Annotated in this window: 14 protein-coding genes; 7 read left to right on the top strand and 7 right to left on the bottom strand. The window is 71.0% G+C overall.

Annotation, left to right across the window (positions count from 1 at the left end):
• Positions 1 to 149: 149 nt before the first annotated feature.
• From WME82_RS21050 to fxsT, 3 genes are all read left to right on the top strand, one after another.
• Positions 150 to 1,637 carry an SIR2 family protein gene (locus tag WME82_RS21050; protein ID WP_438044261.1) on the top strand — a complete coding sequence of 496 codons (1,488 nt, stop codon included), beginning with the start codon at positions 150 to 152 and terminating at the stop codon, positions 1,635 to 1,637.
• Positions 1,638 to 1,663: 26 nt separating this feature from the next.
• On the top strand, positions 1,664 to 2,740 hold the full coding sequence (locus WME82_RS21045) for an ATP/GTP-binding protein (protein ID WP_437747275.1): 1,077 nt from the start codon (positions 1,664 to 1,666) through the stop codon (positions 2,738 to 2,740).
• A gap of 144 nt (positions 2,741 to 2,884) precedes the next feature.
• Positions 2,885 to 5,755, top strand: a complete 2,871-nt coding sequence (fxsT, locus tag WME82_RS21040) for an FxSxx-COOH system tetratricopeptide repeat protein (protein WP_438044260.1) — start codon at positions 2,885 to 2,887, stop codon at positions 5,753 to 5,755.
• A gap of 1 nt (position 5,756) precedes the next feature.
• On the opposite strand, the gene WME82_RS21035 is transcribed toward fxsT, so the two are convergent.
• The 4 genes from WME82_RS21035 to WME82_RS21020 all read right to left on the bottom strand — a co-directional run bounded on the left by WME82_RS21035 (position 5,757) and on the right by WME82_RS21020 (position 10,696).
• On the bottom strand, positions 5,757 to 7,076 hold the full coding sequence (locus WME82_RS21035) for a pyruvate dehydrogenase complex dihydrolipoamide acetyltransferase (RefSeq protein WP_437747273.1): 1,320 nt from the start codon (positions 7,074 to 7,076) through the stop codon (positions 5,757 to 5,759).
• A gap of 39 nt (positions 7,077 to 7,115) precedes the next feature.
• The gene (locus tag WME82_RS21030; RefSeq protein WP_438044259.1) at positions 7,116 to 8,099 is read right to left on the bottom strand and encodes a pyruvate dehydrogenase complex E1 component subunit beta; all 984 of its coding nucleotides are present in this window, start codon (positions 8,097 to 8,099) and stop codon (positions 7,116 to 7,118) included.
• Positions 8,096 to 9,073, bottom strand: a complete 978-nt coding sequence (gene pdhA, locus WME82_RS21025) for a pyruvate dehydrogenase (acetyl-transferring) E1 component subunit alpha (protein ID WP_437747271.1) — start codon at positions 9,071 to 9,073, stop codon at positions 8,096 to 8,098. Before pdhA ends, WME82_RS21030 begins: the two co-directional genes overlap by 4 nt.
• A gap of 201 nt (positions 9,074 to 9,274) precedes the next feature.
• Entirely contained in the window at positions 9,275 to 10,696 is a 1,422-nt protein-coding gene (locus WME82_RS21020; RefSeq protein WP_437747270.1) for a protein kinase domain-containing protein, read from the bottom strand.
• Positions 10,697 to 10,875: 179 nt separating this feature from the next.
• Between WME82_RS21020 and WME82_RS21015 the strand changes: the two genes are divergently transcribed.
• Positions 10,876 to 11,931, top strand: a complete 1,056-nt coding sequence (locus WME82_RS21015; RefSeq protein ID WP_438044258.1) for a hypothetical protein — start codon at positions 10,876 to 10,878, stop codon at positions 11,929 to 11,931.
• Between the two features lie 117 nt (positions 11,932 to 12,048).
• Here WME82_RS21015 and WME82_RS21010 read toward each other — a convergent pair whose 3' ends face one another.
• Positions 12,049 to 12,621, bottom strand: coding sequence for a hypothetical protein (locus tag WME82_RS21010; RefSeq protein WP_438044257.1), 573 nt, complete (start codon positions 12,619 to 12,621; stop codon positions 12,049 to 12,051).
• Positions 12,622 to 12,977: 356 nt separating this feature from the next.
• Here WME82_RS21010 and WME82_RS21005 point away from each other — a divergent pair, with 356 nt between their 5' ends.
• Together WME82_RS21005 and WME82_RS21000 are read left to right on the top strand one after the other, a co-directional pair.
• The gene (locus tag WME82_RS21005; protein ID WP_437747267.1) at positions 12,978 to 13,853 is read left to right on the top strand and encodes a M48 family metalloprotease; all 876 of its coding nucleotides are present in this window, start codon (positions 12,978 to 12,980) and stop codon (positions 13,851 to 13,853) included.
• 116 nt (positions 13,854 to 13,969) lie between these two features.
• Positions 13,970 to 14,299: an FKBP-type peptidyl-prolyl cis-trans isomerase gene (locus WME82_RS21000; protein ID WP_012236426.1), complete on the top strand. Its 330-nt coding sequence runs from the start codon at positions 13,970 to 13,972 to the stop codon at positions 14,297 to 14,299.
• Positions 14,300 to 14,404: 105 nt separating this feature from the next.
• Here the strand turns inward: WME82_RS21000 and WME82_RS20995 are convergent, their stop codons facing one another.
• The gene (locus WME82_RS20995; protein WP_438044256.1) at positions 14,405 to 15,640 is read right to left on the bottom strand and encodes a Stp1/IreP family PP2C-type Ser/Thr phosphatase; all 1,236 of its coding nucleotides are present in this window, start codon (positions 15,638 to 15,640) and stop codon (positions 14,405 to 14,407) included.
• Positions 15,641 to 15,693: 53 nt separating this feature from the next.
• On the bottom strand, positions 15,694 to 16,464 hold the full coding sequence (locus WME82_RS20990) for a hypothetical protein (protein ID WP_438044255.1): 771 nt from the start codon (positions 16,462 to 16,464) through the stop codon (positions 15,694 to 15,696).
• Between the two features lie 176 nt (positions 16,465 to 16,640).
• Between WME82_RS20990 and WME82_RS20985 the strand changes: the two genes are divergently transcribed.
• Positions 16,641 to 18,092 carry a sigma 54-interacting transcriptional regulator gene (locus tag WME82_RS20985; protein WP_437747264.1) on the top strand — a complete coding sequence of 484 codons (1,452 nt, stop codon included), beginning with the start codon at positions 16,641 to 16,643 and terminating at the stop codon, positions 18,090 to 18,092.
• Positions 18,093 to 18,125 lie beyond the last annotated feature (33 nt).

Below are 18,125 nucleotides of genomic sequence, written 5' to 3'. Positions count from 1 at the left end.
CCGCCTGGTCGAGCGTTCGACCCTGCGCCGCGCGGCGCACTTTTGCGGCGCGTCGCGCGACGCGCGGCGAAGGCGCACCACGCGACGCGCCGCAAAAGTGCGCTGCGCGCCGAGGAGCGATAGACTCGAGGGGCTCGATGTCAACCCTTATGGACAACGCGAACACGGTGAGCGCGGAGGTCGACGCCGCGGTGATCGAAGCGCTGCATGAGGCGCTCGAGAGCGGAGAGCTCGTGCTCTTCGTGGGGGGAGGCATCTCGGCCGCGGCCGGGCTGCCGACGTGGCGTCAGCTCGTCGACCTGCTCGTCGAGAGGGTGCGCGAGCAGACCAGCGACGAGGTCGCGATCGCCGAGGTCGCGTCCCTCGCGCGATCGCAGCGCTACAGCGAGGCGCTGGGCGCGGCGGAGCAGGCGCTCGGCCCAGCGGAGTTCAACGCGTTCGTCGAGGATGCGCTCGACGACGAGGGGCTCGATCCGCCGCGGATCGCGATCGCGATCGCCGCGCTGCGAGACAAGCTGCGCGCCGTGCTCACCACGAACCTGAACCACCTGCTCGAGCGCGCCTTCGGCTTCGAGTGGGACACCATGTGGCGCGTCACCGACGAGGTCGCGTGGCGGCGGCGGTTCATCCTCAAGCTGCACGGCACGCTGAAGGAGCCACACAGCTGGGTGTTCGCGCGCGAGCGCTTCCTCGCGTCGATCGCGCCGCCCGACGTGCGCAAGTCGCTCACGACCGTGCTCTCGCGGTGCCCCGTGCTCTTCATCGGCTTCGGGCGCGCCGACGGGAACTTCGACGAGATGCTGACGGACATCCACGCGCTCTCGGGGGCCTCGCCGCCGCCTCGCTTCGTCATCGCCCCGGGCTCGAGCCTGACGCCGCTCCGCCGCAAGACGCTCGCGGACATGGGGTTCCTGCTCCTGCCTTACGACACCCCCGACGGCAGCCACGACCGGGTGCTCGCGATCCTCGAGCGCACGTGCGCTCCCCGGCCGCGCGCGATCACGTCGCGCGGTCGCTCGATCCTTCCGCCCCCGATCCCCGATCTCGAGCTCCCGCCCTCGTCGTCGCCGCTCGGCGCGCTGTACGATCTCCCGCCGGATTCGGCCCCGTACGACGACACGGTCACGATGACGGGGGCGCTCGAAGCGTCGCGGCGCGAGCGCGTCTCCGCGCCTCCGGCGAGCCCGATCGAGGTGTTCTTCTCGTACTCGGAGAGCAACCGCGAGCTGCGCGACAAGCTCGAGACGCACCTCACCATCCTCAAGCGGAAGGGCGTCATCCGCGGCTGGCACGACGGCGAGATCGGCGCTGGCGAGGAGCGCGACACGGCGCTGGCCGAGCACCTCGAGACCGCGAAGGTCATCCTCCTGCTCATCAGCGCGGACTTCCTCGCGTCGGACTTCTGCTACGACGTCGAGATGCAGAAGGCGATCGAGCGCCACGAACGGGGTGAGGCGCGCGTCATCCCCGTCATCCTCGACGCCTGCGACTGGGAGGGCGCGCCCTTCGGCAGGCTGGCCAGCTTGCCGCGGGGCGGGCGCCCGGTGACGAGCTGGGTCAACCAGAGCGAGGCGTTCACCGACATCGCAAAGGGCATCCGAAAGCAGGTCGAGCAGCTCACCCAAAACCCCTCCTGAGCTCACCGAGCGCCGGCGCCCAGCCGGTGAGCCATTCAGAGGTGCCACCGCCGCCCGGGATCTGGAGCGTCCCCGCGTCGACCAGCCGGAACCTGGCCGCGCGCGACGATCTGCTCGCCGAGATCGGCGCCGCGCTCGCCAGGCGCGGCGTGGCGCCGCTCTGCGGGCTCGGCGGCACCGGCAAGACCAAGCTCGCGATCGAGTACGCGTACCGCAACGCCGGCGCCTACGACACCGTCTTCCTGATCGACGGTCAGAGCCAGGCGACGATGGACGCCTCCTTCGTCACGCTCGCCGCGGAGCTGAGGCTGCCCGAGCACGAGCAACTGGATCCCGCTCGCGCAGTCGGCGTGGTGCGCAGCAAGCTCGGGCGCCGCGGTCGCTGGCTCCTCCTCTTCGATGGCGTGCGCGACCCGAGCGAGGTCGAGCCGTACATCCCGAGCGTCTCCCACGGCGGCCACATCCTCACGACGTCGCAGAACCCTATCTGGCGCGGTCTCACGACGGTGAACGTCCGCGGCATCGAGCGCGCCGAGTCGGTGCGCTTCCTGCTCCAGCGCACGGGCGAGACCGACGCGGAGTCGGCCGACGCGCTCGCAGAGGAGCTCGGCGATTTGCCGCTCGCCCTGGCGCAGGCCGGCGCTTACATCGAGGAGACCGGACGCCCGCTCGCGGAGTACCTCGCCCTGTTCCGGCAGCGGCCGGCCGCGCTCCTGGAGCGCCCCGTCAGCTTCCCGGTGACGGTCGCGACCGCCTGGGAGAGCTCGCTCGCGGCCGTGTTCAGCCACCAGGCAGCGGCGGAGCTCCTCAGCTTGTGCTCGTTCCTGCCGATGGACGCGATCCCTCGGCGGTCGCTCAGCGAATACGATCCGCTCGCGCTCGACGACGCCATCGCGATGCTGCGGCTGCACTCGCTGATCGAGGTGCGGCCGCACGCGCTCAGCGTCCACCGCCTCGTGAAGATCGTCGTCCGCAACCAGCTGCGGCGGGACGATCGGCGGCGATGGATGGATGCGGCGCGCCGCATCGTTCAGGCTTCCGGCCGGATTTCCCCGAGCACGGAAGAGGAGCGCGAAGGTAGGACGGAGCCGGAGTCGGGGTAAGGCAAGCCCCCCACGAGACGATGGAGGTTCGACCCGCATGTATCCGAGAGCGTCAACTACCGTCTCTTCCTGGGTCTTTTCCGACCGCGTATTCTCGTTGCGCGTCAGGTCGGTCGTGAGACTTTAAGGCCCGCGAGAGGAACTATGGTTGCCTTGGCGACGAGCCCCGCCGATGTGTTCTTCTCCTACTCTCCGAGGGACGAGGACCTGCGGCCCAAGATCGAGACCCACCTCGACGCGCTGAAACGGCAGGGGGTCATCCGGAATTACCAGGGCTTCGCGCTCGGCGGAGGGAGGGAGCGGCGAGAGGCGACCGCGGCGAGGCTGCGCGAGGCGCGGGTCGTGCTGCTGCTCGTGAGCGCGGATTTCCTCGCCACCGACGCGTGGCTCTCTCCGGAGATGCGAGAGGCGATCGCTCGCCACGAGGCCGGCGAGTGCCGGGTCATCCCCGTGATCCTTCGGCCCTGCGCCTGGGAGAAGACGCTGCTCGGCGAGCTGCAGCCGCTGCCGAGCCGCGCGCGGCCCGTGACGAGCTACCCCAACCAGAGCGAGGCGTTCACGGAGATCGCGAAGGGGATCCGGAGCGCCGTCCGCGAGACGGAGCCGCCGACGCAACGGCCGGCCGCTCGAAGGCCGTCGAGCTCGCCCGACGCGGAGCCTCACATCAAGAAGCTGCCGCCGCGGAACCCGGGCTTCACCGGGCGCGACCAGCTCCTGAGCGAGCTACGGAGCACGCTCACCACGGGGGGGCCCGCTGCGCTCACGCAGTCCATCAGCGGCCTCGGCGGCGTCGGCAAGACGCAGCTCGTCGCCGAGTACGCGCACCGGTACGCGAGCCAGTACAACGTCGTCTGGTGGATCCGCGCCGAGGAGCCGGCCACGGCGGCCGAGGACTTCGCGCGCCTCGCCGCGGCCCTCGACCTGCCAGAGCAGAACGAGGCCGACCAGCGGATCGCGATCGAGGCGGCCCGGTCGTGGCTGTCGCGCAACGACAGGTGGCTCCTCATCTTCGACAACGTGAACGACCCGCAGGACGTCGCCCCGTACCTCCCGCACCCGCGCACCGGGCACATCGTTATCACCTCCCGTAACCCGAGCTTCCGCGGCATCGCCACCCCGCTCACCGTGCCGGCGCTGGATCGCGCCGACTCGGTGAAGTTCCTGCTCGATCGGACCGGGCAGAGCGACGCGCGCGCCGCGGAGAAGCTCGCCGAGACGCTCGGGGATCTCCCCCTCGCGCTGGTGCAGGCGGCGGCGACCATCAAGGAGACGGGATCGTCCATCGCGACCTACCACGCCGCCTTCGGTGATCACCAGCGCGGGCTCCTGCTCCACGGCATGCCGATGGACTACCCGACGCCGATCGCCACGACCTGGGGCCTCGCGTTCCAGGAGGCGCAGCGCCTCTCGCCCGTCGCGGTCGACCTCTTGAGCCTGTGCGCGTACCTGGCGCCCGATGACATCCCGCGCGAGGGCCTCGCCGACGCCGCGCCGCACCTGCCGGCGGCGCTCGCCGAGGCGCTGAGCGATCCGCTGATGCTCGACGAGGCGGTCGCCGCGCTCCGCCGCTACTCGTTCATCGACGTGCACGAAGGCGCGCTCTCCGTGCACCGGCTCGTCCAGGCGGTGGTCCGCGATCGCCTCTCGCCCGAGGACCGGAAGGTGTGGGCCGAGGCGGCGGTACGGCTCGTCGACCACGCGTTCCCCGAGAGCAGCGACGAGGTCGAGACGTGGCCCTTCTGCGCCCGATGGCTGCCGCACGCGCTCGCCGCGGCGAGCCAGGCCGAAGCGCACGACGTCGCGCGGGAGGTGCGCGGGCGGCTCCTCGCCCGGTTCGCCGTCTACCTGCAGGGGCGCGCCGCGTTCGGGGAGGCGAAGGGGTACCTGGAGCGGGCGCTCGCGCTCCACGAGGCGGTGTTCGGCCACGACGATCCGAAGGTCGCGGCCGTGCTGCGCAGCCTCGGCAGCGTCCTCCACGACCTCGGCGATCTCGGCGGCGCGCGGGCGCACCTGGAGCGCGCGCTGGCGATCGACATCGCGAGCTTCGGCCCCGATCACCCGGACGTCGCGCGCGACGTGAACGACCTCGGCAGCGTGCTCATGGATCAGGGCGATCTGCCGGGCGCCCGCAAGCACCTGGAGCGCGCCCTCGCCATCGACGAGGCGACGTACGGCCCCGACGATCCGAGCGTCGCGATACGGCTCAACAACCTGGGCGCCCTCTTCCGCGACCTCGGCGACTTCGCGGGCGCGCGCGTGCACCTCGAGCGGGCGCTCGCGATCGACATCCGCGCCTACGGTCCGGACCACCCGACGGTCGCGATCGGGCGCACGAACCTCGGTCGGCTGCTCCACGATCTCGGCGACCTCAAGGGAGCGCGCGAGCAGTTCGAGGAGGCGCTCAAGATCGATGAGCACAGCTACGGCCTCTACCACCCGCGCTTCGCGCTCGCGCTGAACAACCGCGGGCGCGTGCTGCGCGATCTCGGAGACCTGGCCGGGGCGCGCGCCGACTTCGAGCGGGCGCTCGCGATCGTCGAGGACACCTACGGGCCGGATCACCCGGACGTGGCGCGGGACATCAACAACCTCGGCAGCGTGCTGCGGGACCTCGGCGATCTCGAGGGCGCGCGCGCGAACTTCGCGCGCGTGCTGAAGATCGCGGAGGCGACCTACGGCCCGGACCACCCGGCGGTGGCGATCGGCTGCAACAACCTCGGCAGCGTGCTGCAAGCGCTCGGCGAGCTGCCCGGGGCGCGCGAGCAGCTGGAGCGCGCGCTCGGCATCGCGCAAACCACGTACGGTCCGGATCACCCGGTCGTGGCGAGCATCGTGAACAACCTCGGCCGCGTCTTGCAGGCGCTCGGCGATCTGTCGGGCGCGTGGCAGCAGATCGAGCGCGCCGTGGCGATCGCCACGAAGGCGCTCGGGCCGTCGCACCCGTCCGTGCAGATCTTCTCGCGGAACCTGGCGCGCCTCGGCGACGCCCTGGGGAGCAGCGCCGAGGCGACCTGAGCTAGCCGATCAGGATCTGCGTCGGGTGCTCCAGGAGCTGGCGCAGGACCTTGAGGAAGGTCGCGCCGACCGCGCCATCGACGACGCGATGATCGCAGGAGAGCGTCATGCTCAGGCGGCGGCCCGGCACGATCTGCTCGCCGCGCACGACGGGCTCGCGACGGACCTGGCCCACGGCGAGGATCGCTCCCTCGGGCGGGTTGATGACGGCGCCGAAGTTGTCGATCCCGTACATGCCGAGGTTCGAGATCGAGAACGTGCCGTTCGCCATCTCCTCGGGCCGCAGCTTCTTCGCCTTGGCTCGCCCGGCGAGCTCGCGCACCTCGGCCGCGATGTCGAGCACCTGCTTGCGATCGACGTCGCGCACCACCGGCGTGACGAGGCCCTCGGGGACGGCGACCGCGACCGAGATGTCGACGCGCTGGTGAATGAGGATGGCGTCCGGGGTGAACTGCGCGTTGCACTCCGGGACGCGCACGAGCGCGATGGCGCACGCCTTGACGAGGAGATCGTTGAAGCTGACCTTGGCCGGCTTCTCCCCCTCGGCGGCGGTCGCCGCGAGATCCGCGTTGATCTGCTCGCGAAGCGCGTTCAGCGGATCGGCGTCGACGTCGATCGAGAGGTAGAAGTGCGGGACCGTCTGCTTGGACTCGGTGAGGCGCCGGGCGATCGCCTTGCGCATCATGCTGAGCGGCCGCACCTCCGGCGCAGCGAGCTCGCCGGGGGCGGTCGCCTTGGCCGCCCCGGCGGCCGGCGCCGGCTTCAACCCCTCGAGGTCGCGCGCGACGATGCGCCCGCGCGGACCGCTGCCGGCGACGCTGCTGAGGTCGAGCCCGCGCTCTCGGCCGAGCTTCCGCACGTAGGGCGACGCCTTCACGCGTCCGTTCGACGACGGCTGCGGCGCGGCTGGCTGCGTGGGCGGCGAGACCGCCTCGCCGCGCGCCGCGGGCGGCGGGCTCGTCACGGGCGCGTCGCCGCCGGCCGGCGGCGCGGCGCGCTCTCCCTTGGGTTGAGCCTCCGCCGCGCTCGGCTTCGCCGCGGCAGCGCCGCCGCTCCCACCGGCGAGGGCGCTTACGTCCTCGCCCGGGGTGCCGATGATCGCGACAGGCTGGCCGAGCTGAACCACGCTGCCCGCAGGCACGAGGATCTTGAGCAACGTCCCTCGATCGAAGGACTTGTACTCCATGGTCGCCTTGTCGGTCTCGACCTCTGCGAGCAGATCGTCGATGTCGATCGCGTCGCCTTCCTTCTTGTGCCAGGCACTGATCTGCCCCTCCTCCATGGTCGGGGACAGCTTCGGAAGTTCCAGAACCTTCGCCATGGGTCTATCAACCTTGATCGGGGATGTGGGTCCGCTCAGTCAGCTTTTGTAGAGAACGCGGTGAACATTTTCGATGATCCGCGACGCCTGCGGGATCACGTACTGCTCCAGCCGCGCGTTGTAGGGCATCGGGACGTCGAGCGTCGTCGCGCGCAGCACGGGCGCGTCCAGCTCGTCGAACGCGAGCCGCTGGATGCGATCGGCGATCTCCGCGCCGACGCCGCCGTACGGCCAGCCTTCGTGCGCCACGACCGCGCGGTGCGTCTTCGTGACGCTCTGCACGATCGTCTCCTCGTCGAGCGGGCGCAGCGATCGCAGGTCCACGATCTCCGCGCTGATGCCCTCCTTCTCCAGCTCCGCCGCCGCCTCGAGCGCGACGTGCACCATCCGGCTCCACGCGATGATCGAGACGTCGGTCCCCTCGCGCACGATCGAGGCGACCCCGAGCGGCACGACGAAATCCGGGTCGTCGGGCACCTCGCCCTTCACGCCGTAGAGCGTCTCGCTCTCCATGAAGAGCACCGGGTTGTCGTCCCGGATCGCCGACTTGAGGAGACCCTTGGCGTCCGCCGGCATCGCGGGCGCGAGGACCTTGAGGCCGGGGACGTGCGCGTAGAAGTGCTCCATCGAGTGTGAGTGCTGCGAGCCGACCTGCTTCGCCGAGCCGTTCGGCGCCCGCAGCACGAGCGGGATGGTGAGCTGCCCGCCGGACATCTGCCGGAGCTTCGCCGCGTTGTTGAGGATCTGGTCGAACGCCACGGCGGAGAAGTTCCACGTCATGTACTCGACGATCGGCCGGAGCCCGACCATCGCCGCGCCGATCGAGATGCCCGTGAACCCGCTCTCGGTGATGGGCGCGTCGATCACGCGCTTGCTCCCGAACTTGTCGAGCATCCCCTCGGTCACCTTGTAGGCGCCCTGGTAGTGCCCGACCTCCTCGCCGACGAGGTACACCCGCTCGTCGCGCTCCATTTCCTCGATCATGGCGGCGCGAACCGCCTCACGGAATCTTAGGACGGTCATCGCGCAAAAGGTCCTGCATAGGTTGTGGGCTCGAGCACCTCGGGCCCGGGTTCGGGGCTCTCCTCGGCGAAGCGGATCGCGTCGGTGATCTCGTCTTCCACCTCTTTCTCGATCGCCTCGAGGGCGGCCTTGTGGCCCTTCTCCTCGAGCTCGATGCGAGAGCGAAGGAGCACGTCCTTCTTCTTGCGCTCCTCGAGCTCCTCCTTCGTCCGGTACTTGCCGGGATCGCTCATCGAGTGGCCCCGGAAGCGGTACGTCCTGATCTCGACCAGCGTCGGCTCCGACTGCGTGCGCGCCCGCGTGACGGCCTCGGCGAGGCGATCACGCACCTGGAGGACGTGCTCGGAGTTGAAGCGATCGCGCTCCATCCCGTAGGCGAGCGCCTTCAGCGAGACGTCCTCGACCGAGAGCGTCCGGGAGAGCGGCGTCCCCATCGCGTACTCGTTGTTCTCGCAGACGAACACGATCGGCAGCTTCCACAGCGCCGCGAGCGACATCCCTTCGTGGAAGTCGCCGATGCTCACCGCGCCCTCGCCGAAGAACACCATCGAGACCCGGTCCTCGCCGCGGTACTTCGACGCGAACGCGGTCCCGACGGCGATGGGGATGTGCCCGCCGACGATGCCGTAGCCGCCGAGCATGTTGTGCTCTTTGTCGAAGAAGTGCATCGAGCCGCCGAGCCCCTTCGAGCACCCGGTGACCTTGCCGTAGAGCTCGGCCATCGCGGCGCGCGAGCTCATCCCGCGGGCGAGCGCGAGGCCGTGATCGCGGTAGGTGGTCATCACGTAGTCGTCGGGGCGGAGCGCCGCGGAAGCACCGACGGCGATGGGCTCCTGACCGATGTACAGGTGAAGGAACCCGCCGATCTTGCTCTGCGCGTACGCGCGGGCCGCTTCTTCCTCGAAGCGGCGTATCTGAAACATCTTTCGGTAGAGCGACAGATGGAGATCGTCGCCGTTTGTCAGGGTAGTCATCGCGGAGATCTCAAGGGGCAGAACAGCAATTCAGACAGTCGCTAGCGCAGCGATCGGCGTGATTCCAGGGCGCCCTCTCCGGGGCTTGCGATGGACCCAGCGAGGCGCTTGGCGTCGGCCGTGCAGGACAGCGACGGTGCTTACTCGGGCTCCTTTACGGGAGTTTTTTCCGCGTGACAACGCATCCGCGATGTCACCCGTTCAACGCGCAGCAGCATCGGCACCACCGGCGTCCTGCGTGCCGGGCTCTGTGGTCTCTGGCACGCCGAGGTCGTCGGTCTCCGGTGTTCCGGCGTCCGCGCCTTGCTCGTCCTCGGGAAGCGCGGTCGGCACGGGCGAGGTCGTGGCGCTGCCCGGCGCGCTGGCGCTGGGCTCCGCGGCGCTGGGCTCCGCGCTGACCGTCGCGCGCGCCGTGGTGTCGGCGGGGTCGTGCTTCGGGCGCGCAGGCCGCGTCGACGGGATGGCGCGCGGTCGCGGCGCCGTGGTGGCCGACGAGGCGATCGGCGCTGCTCCGACGGCGGGCTCCTCGGCGGGCGCGTCTGCAGATCGCAGCGCGGTGTGGAGGAGCAGCGCGGCCGTGGCCACGACCACGGCCGCACCCACGGCGATCTGCCCCGCCTTCCGCTCGCGGGGAGGGAAGTCGGCGTCGAGCGGATCTGCGCGCACCGCGGCTGGCTCGGCGGGCAGCGCCGGCGTCGCCGTGACGGCGCTGTCCAGCATCCGCCTCGGCATCTGGCTGGAGACGGCCCACTCGAGGCTGTTCGCGAACGCGGCGCCGAACTCGTCGCAGCTCGGGTATCTGTCCTCGGGTCGCTTCGACAGGCCGCGCGCGAGCACCTGATCGAGCGACGGGGGGAGGCCGAGCTCCTTCGCGATCGGCGGCGGCTCGTCGCTCGCGATCTTCGAGGCGACCGAGACCGCGTCGTCGCCCGGGAACGCGCGGCTCCCGGAGATCGCCTCGTACATGACGGCGGCGAGCGAGAACTGATCGCTCTCGGGCGAGAACTTGCCGACGCGGAACGTCTCCGGCGCGCTGTACGCGGGCGTCCCCATGAGCCCTCCCTGGTGCGTCAGCGTCGAGTCCGGGATCCGCGCGATGCCGAAGTCGGCGATCTTGCCGCCGTTCGCGGAGAGGATGATGTTCTCCGGCTTGATGTCGCGGTGGACGATGCCTGCCCGGTGCGCGATCGTGAGGGCCTCGCCGAGCTCGCACGCGAGGCGCGCCGCCTGCGACGCCGAGAGCGGCCGCCCGAGGAGGTGCTGCTTGAGCGTCGGCCCCTCGACGTACTCGAAGACGAGGTAGAGCCCGAAGTCCGGGTCCTCGCCGACGTCGTGGAGCGTGACGAGGTTCGGGTGGGTCACCCGGGCGGCGGCGCGCGCTTCGTGGCGCATCCTCACGATGAGCTGCTCGCGGACGTCGCGCGGGATGCGCAGGTCGTCGCGCAGGTGCTTCAGCGCGACGTCGCGATCGAGCAGCGGATCGTGCGCGAGCAGCACGCGCCCCATCGCGCCCTCGCCGAGGAGGCGCTGCACGTGGTAGCGGCCGAGGGCGGCGGGCAGCACGGAGCTATCGCTCGGCTGTGCGAGCGCGCCGCCGCCATCGGAGGACGAGGATCGAGGCACGTCGCGTCGGTTCTATCCGGCCGGCGGCCCCGGCGGAAGGCCTGGCCGGCGTCTCGCTTCCGGTTATGCTCTGCCGCAGCGCGCCCCGGGTCCACGAGCGGCGCTTGCGGTTCTGCGGAGGCGGTTCCCGCAGGGGCCTGGCGGCGTGCGGCATCCCAGAGAGGGCGCAGCGAGCACAGATGAGCACCGAGAGCGCGTCGAAGCCGGTCCAGGTCGCCGGAGCTACGAAGAAGCGAGGCAAGGCCAAGTACATCGTGCTCGTCGGCTTCGTGCTCATCATCGTCCTCGCCCAGCAGACGGGGCTCCTCGGCTTCGGCGTGGCGCACCTCCGCGCCGCAACCTTCCCGAGAGACGAGTCGCTGCTCGAATATGTCCAAGGCAACGTCCCCGGCGTGGTGATCGTCGACCCTCACCAGATCGATCTGCAGGCGCTCGGCGCGGAGGGGAGCGCGGTGCGGCTGCACATCGAGCGCACCCGTGACGACATCAAGAAGGCGACGGGCATCGATCTCGGGTTCGACGTCGACAAGCTGGTAGTCGCCCCGTCGCTCGTGGTCGCGCGCGGGCGTTTCAACGAGCAGAAGCTCGCGGAGCGCCTGGCGACGCACAGCTACGTCCAGGCGGAGTACAAAAGCGTGAAGTACCTGCTCCGCGCCGGCGAGGACGCGATCGCCGTGCGCGACGGATCGATCCTGCTGTATGGCGCCGAGCCAGAGATCCGCGCGAGCATCGACGCCGAGGAGGCCGGGACGTCGCTGGCGAGCCGGGACGAGGCGACGTCGCGCCTCGCGCACATCGGGTGGGATCGTCCCTTCCTGGGCGTCGCCCTCCTTTCCGAGAGCAAGCCGAGCCTCCGCGCGATCCTCACCGGCTCCACGGGCCCGCGCGCCGTCACCGTCGGCGTCTCGACGAAGGGCGGGCTCTCGGCGACCGTGGCGATCGACGCCGCGTCGGCCGACGCGGCCGAAGAGCTCCGGAAGCTCCTCGAGGAGAAGCGCGCGAACGTCGATGCGCTGAAGGCGCTCGTTGGCCCGGAGCCCGGGGCGGCGCTCGCCGAGATCGCGAAGCGCGCGACCCTCGCCGTGGAGCCGGGCGCCGGCCGGCTGACGGTGCAGGTGGAGGTGCGCCCCGAGGAGATCGAGCTGCTCGCGAAGGCCGGCCATGCGGCGGCAGGCTCGCTCGGGGATATGTACAAAAATGTGCGGCTGCTTCAGCTCCTCGCGCCGGGCCCGTGAGGTCACCGTCTGAGCGGAAGGCGCGCTCGGCCCGTATCGAGGTGGGCACAGCTGTGCGCGACGGCAGCACCGCTCATGTCGAGCTGGAGCGGCCGGCGGGGCGTCCCTGGTCGAGGCTCAGAGCTCGGCGCAGCGCGGGCACCGCGCCTCGACCCGGTCTGTCGCGCTCTTGACCCGGGCGCGTGCGGAGTCGCACCGCTGGTCCGCATCGCCGGCGAGCCCGCAGAGGTGCTGCGCGGCGCGGCTCATGGACGCGAGCGCGCGGCACGCGGTTTCGCACGGCGACGCGGACGTCGGCTCGGCCTCGATCTTCTTGGCAGGGGGCTCGCCGCCGGCGGCCGTCGCCCGCGGTGACGGCGCGGCGCGGCTGTCGGGTACGCTCGGACTCGGCGGCGAAGCCGCCGGCGGCGGCGCTCCCGGCTGCGCCGCTTCCGCCACGGTCCGGCCCTCGTCGCGCTGCGCGGGAGCGCCGATCGCCTGATCGAGCTCGTCCTCCGCGCGCTCGAGCTCCGCGAGCGCATCATCGGCCGTCTCGACGGCGCTTCCCTTGTGCGCCGACATCGAGGTCGCAGCGGCGGGCTCCGGCGCCACCGGGGCTTGCGCGACGGAGGCGCCGCCGCAGCCAGAGAGCGTGGCGGCGCTGATCCACAGGGTGGCGGCGGCGGCAGACCAGGCACGGTGTCTGTTCATCGGTCCTCCTGCGCCTGACGCCCGGCGCCCGGCTTTCGGCTCATCGCGGCGCCGCGGCGTCGCGGACAGCGCGCCGAGATCTTGCGTGCGGCGCGGCGAGGTTGACCCCCTCGCCGTGCGCTATGCTCGCGGCGATGAATCTGCTTCGACCGATCGGCGCCCTCGTTCTGGCTCTCGGACTGGTCGCAGGCTGTCAGCGAGGCAGCTCGCGCCGGCCTGCGTCTCAGCCGTCGTACGGCCAGGCCTATCCTCCGTACGGCGCGCCCCAGCAGGGTGCTCCTCCACAGCAGCCTGGGTACCCGCAGCAGCCCGGGTACCCGCAGCAACCCGGGTACCCGCCGGCGCAGACCGGGCCTGTGCCGGCGCCTACCTTCAACGTGCCCACGATGCCGGGGCTGCCGGTGCTCGGCGATCCCATCAATGACATCAACGTCAGCTGGCTCCAGTCCGAGGCCGGCGTCGTCATGGGCGCGTTGATCGGCGCGCTGCCGGCGGCCTCGCAGCAGAAGGTGAGGGGCATCCCGTTCATCGCCGATCCGACGGTGGGCGAGGTGAACGCGTTCGCCGGCTGTGACGACCAGCGGATGCCGTTCATGGCGATCACCGACGGGCTGCTCGAGGTCGAGGCGCAGATCGCGCAGTTCAAGGCGACCGACGAGGTCTTCGGGACGAGGAAGCTCGACGAGTTCCTGCGGATGCTCGCGCAGCGACAGCGGCCTGGGCAGCCGATCGTCCGGCCGCCGGTGGGCTTCGTCGATCCGGTGCAGCACACCGACGCGCGCAAGGTCGAGCGGCAGCGCCAGCTCTACCACGAGCAGCTCGCGTTCGTTCTCGGCCACGAGCTCGGCCACCATCACCTCGGGCACACGGGCTGCGCGAACGGGCAGGGGGGGAGCCGGGGCGTCACGCCCGCGGATCTCGGGCGGATGCTGTCGCGCACGCTCCCTATCTTCAACCAGCCGAACGAGATCGCGGCGGACGTGGCGGGCGTGAACAACCTGCTCGCCGCCGGCGCGCGGCAGCAGGGGTACCGCTGGACCGAGGGCGGCGCGATGCTCACGCTCGGCTTCTTCGCGTCGCTCGATCAGCTCACGCCGGCCACGATCCTGTTTGCCTTCGAGCAGACGCACCCGCACCCGCTGCTGCGGCAGCCCGTCGTCCAGCAGACCGCCAACACCTGGCGGATGACCGGAGGCGCGCCCGTGTTCACGTTCCCTGGTTTCGGCGGCTGAGCCACGATTACCCGAGCGTCTCTGCGCTCGCGGGCGCTCGTCCGGAGGGCTCATCTGCTGCTTCGGCTTGACGCGACCGTGCAGCGCTCCTCCCATCGCGCCGAAAGGAGTCGACCATGCAAGCAGAGCTCGGGATCGAGGACCTCAAGGAAGGCACAGGCGCGGAGGCGAAGCACGGCCAGCTCGTGACGGTGCACTACGTCGGCACGCTGACCAACGGCGACAAGTTCGACAGCTCGCGCGACCGCGGCCAGGGATTCTCGTTCAAGCTGGGGGCCGGGCAGGTGATCAAGGGATGGGATCAGGGGGTCGCCGGCATGAAGATCGGCGGCCTCCGCAAGCTGACGATCCCGCCGGAGCTCGGCTACGGCGCTCGCGGCTTCCCGCCCGTGATCCCGCCGAACTCTACCCTCGTCTTCGAGGTCGAGCTGCTCGCGGTCAAGTGATCTGCCGCGTCGGCCCCGCGGCGTCGGTCGCGAGCAGCGACCGGCGCTCGGGGCGGCGCGCAGGTCGACGCCGCCGCGGCCGCACCGACGCGCCCGCGGCGCGGCTCACGGCTTGATGGGGGCGCCACACTCGACGCAGAACCGGTTGCCGATGAAGAGCTCGTGCTTGCAGTGCGCGCACCGCGCGACCCGCACCTCGGTCGCGCGCTTTGCGGGCTTCGATGGCGGGGCTTCCTTCACGGGAGATCTCGCCGCCGTCGTCACCGCGGTGTAGCGGCCGGAGCCAGCGGCGGCCCGCGAGCGCCGATCCGTGAACGGCGCGGCGGCCATGCGCGCCACCGTGCCTGGCGCGCTGTGGGCCTGGCTCCGCAGACCGCTGTCCGCGATGGAGTGGACCTGCTGCGCCGCGATGTCGAGATCGACCTCGTCGACCGGGAGCTGTCCGTCGTGGACCGCCGCGGGCGGAACCGTCTCGCCGAACTCATCGACGTGGAGGGGCCGGGTGTCGTCGAGCTCGGCGCTGTTCGGTTGCCGCTCGTCCTGCGCGTCGAGCTGGATGCGGACGATCAGCGCCGAGATGTTGTCGGTCCCGCCCGCCTCGTTGGCCATCTCGATGAGGAGCTCGCAGGCCTCGTGCGGATCCTGGGTGATGTCGAACACATCGAGCATCTGCTGCTCCGAGATCATCCCGCTCAACCCGTCCGAGCAGAGCAGGAAGACGTCGCCGGGCTGGGTGGGCTCCGAGCGGATGTCGACCTTCACGGCGTCCTTCATGCCGAGCGCGCGCGTGATGATGTTCTTCGGGAGCCTCGCCAGCTCGTCCTGGCTCAGGTCGGGCTTGAGCGCGAGGGCGTCGTTGATGAGCGAGTGGTCCTTCGTGAGCTGCTCGATCTCGCCGTGTCGGATCCGGTAGCAACGGCTGTCGCCGACGTGCCCGACATGGATCTGCTCCGTTTCGCACGACACGTAGGCGGCGACCACCGTCGAGCCCATGCCCTGGTGCTGGGTGTACGTGTTCGAGATGACGAACACATCGTGGTTCGCCTTGCGGATCGCCGCGACGACGCGGCGTGCTTCCGGATCGAGCTCCTGTTCGTCGGCCGGGACGGGGCCTGGCAAGCTGCCGGCGCGGGTCGCCTCGAAGAAGTTGTCGAGCGATTTGGTCGCGAGCGCGCTGGCGACGTTGCCCGCGTTGTGCCCGCCCATGCCGTCCGCCACGACGAAGAGGCCGAGATCGGACTTCACGAGGACGTTGTCCTCGTTGTGCTTTCGCTGGCGACCTACGTCGGTCACGGCAGCCGCGACGGGTCGGGTGCGGCTGCTCGTCCTGAACTCGCCCATTCGCGGCAGATTATACCTGCCCCTCGCTCTGGACCGCCCACATTCCGGCTGCTTTAGCGGCGGGCTGCTCCCTGGAAGCCGGTCGCTTTAGCGGCGATCCTCGGTGACGTACCGGCCGAGGCTGCCGGTGGTCGCGTGCCCCGGGGTAGGGGATCCAGCGCGAGGCGCACACCGATCTGGAAGAATCCGTAGGCCGTGGGGTCGGAACCCTCGTCAGGGCGCGAGAGGTAGGTGCCGGCGTCGAGCTCTGCGAACACACCGACGCCAAGGATCGGCGCCGGGTAGAAGTCGGCGCCCAGCGCGATGCGGGCGACATCGAGACCGTGAAACACGTGATCGGTCCCGGTGGGACCGGCCGCCGAGGCCTCCGGCCATGTGAAGACCGCTCGCCGGTACCCCACGCCGTAGCTGATCCAGGGGTCGACCGCGATCCCCTGGGCGACGTGGTAGACGAACCCCAGACCCAGATCGAGGCTTCGGCCGGAGCAGTCGCTGCAGCCTGCCGCTCCCGGGAGCAGGGTGTAGGAGCCGCTTGCTTCCAGGACGGTCACGCGGCTCAAGCCGATGCCGAGGTTGGCGCCGAAGGCGAACCCGCCAGAGACCGTGTCGGCGACCGGTTGGCCGGCGGCCATGCCGCCGAAGGGCTGGCTGTACCCGGCCCGTCCCTGGAGCAGGAGGTGTCCGCTTCGATCGTCGGGCCCGGCCGGGCGCTTCACCCCGGCTTCCGGCCCGGCCTCCTCTTCTTCTTCGGCCGCGGCCGTCTCCTCGGCTGCGGCCGTCGCCTGATCTGCGGGCTGGGCGAGGGCCTGGTTGGCCGAGAGCACCCAGCCCGCTGCCGCCACGCCGAGCAGCGGCGCGGTCCACCTTGTCGAGCGCGATCTCACGAACGGCCTCTAGAACAGCGCGGTCCAGAGCGCAAAGGGAGGCGCGTGCCGACGAGCAGGAATGTCGCCCGGGCGACGCAACTGCGCCTCGCGTGCCGACGACAAACCACCTGGACATGGACGACGCACAGATCCGCAGCGACCACGACAGCCCTTCCAGACCCCTCACCTCGGCTCACGGCGGTATGGCGGCGTCCGCGCCGCCTGCGGCGCCAGCCGCGCCCCTCGTGGCGCTGCCGGGAGCGCTCGTCGGAGCGCCCGGCGGTCGATCGGACCCCGGCGCGCGCGGCGGTGAGCCCCTCTCGACCCGGGACGTCACCGTGGAGATCGTGGACGATAGCGACGCGCTCGCCACGGTGTGGCTCCGCTGCGAGCATCCCAGCGGAGGCGCTCCAGTGCGCATCGCCGTCGCGCCGGGGGCCGAGCTCATCCTGGGAAGCGCTCCGGCTGCAGACGTGAGGCTTGATGATGCCGCGGTGAGCGCCCGGCACTGCCGCGTCGCGCACCGCGGCGCATCGATCGAGGTGACGGACCTCGGCTCTCGCAACGGCGTTCGCGTCGGTGGCGTCCGTGTGCGGCAGGCGATGCTCGTTCCTGGCGGCTGCTTCGAGATCGGTCGCACGGCGATGTGCGTCGAGGCGGCCCGAAAAGTCCCGGTGATCGAGGAGGATGGGCCGCCGCTCCCCGGGCTCATCGGCCGCTCGCGGCCCATGCGGCAGCTCGCCGCGGCGGTGCGGCGGGTGGCGCCGCTCCAGCTCCCCGTGCTGCTGCGCGGCGAGTCGGGCACGGGCAAGGACCTCGTGGCCCGGGCGATCCACGCGGAGAGCCCCCGGGCCGACCGGCCGTTCGTGGTCCTGAACGCCGCCACGATCCTGCGGGAGCTCGCCGAGTCCGAGCTGTTCGGCCATCGTCGGGGTGCGTTCACCGGCGCGGTTCGGGAGCGTCAGGGGGCGTTCGTCGAGGCCAGCCATGGGACGCTCTTCCTCGACGAGATCGCGGCGCTCTCGCTGGAGGTCCAGGCGAAGCTGCTGCGCGTCGTCGAGGAGGGGATGGTCCGCCCGCTGGGCGCGGAGAGGGCGACGCAGGTCAACGTGCGGCTCGTCGTCGCCACCTGCGAGCCCCTGGAGACCCTCGTCAGTGAGCGTCGCTTCCGCGCGGATCTCTACGAGCGCCTGGCGGTGTGCCGTCTTCAGCTCCCCGCGCTGCGCGATCGGCCCGACGACATCCCGCTCCTGGCCGAGCACCTCCTGGCGAGCTCCGAGATTGGCCGGCGCCAGCTGTCCCCTGGGGCGCTCGCAGCGCTGAGGGCGCACCGCTGGCAAGGCAACGTCCGGGAGCTGCGGAACGTGCTCATTCAAGCCGCGCTGCGCGCGCATGGCCGTGTGCTGCCCGAGCACATCACGGCGGTCATCGCCGATCGCGAGCCCCCGGTCCGCCGGAAGATCACGCCCGCCGATGCGCTCCGCGCCTTCGAGGAGGTGGGCGGCAACGTCAGCGCCGCTGCCCGCCTCGCGGATGTCCCGCGGTCGACGATGCGGGATCTGCTTCGTATCGCGAGAGATACGTGAGCTCGAGCCGCGGCGCCCGCGCACCGGACTGCA

This window comes from Sorangium sp. So ce128 (genome assembly GCF_051525245.1).
Taxonomy (GTDB): domain Bacteria; phylum Myxococcota_A; class Polyangia; order Polyangiales; family Polyangiaceae; genus Sorangium; species Sorangium cellulosum_B.
This window is presented reverse-complemented; position numbering and strand designations above follow the sequence as displayed.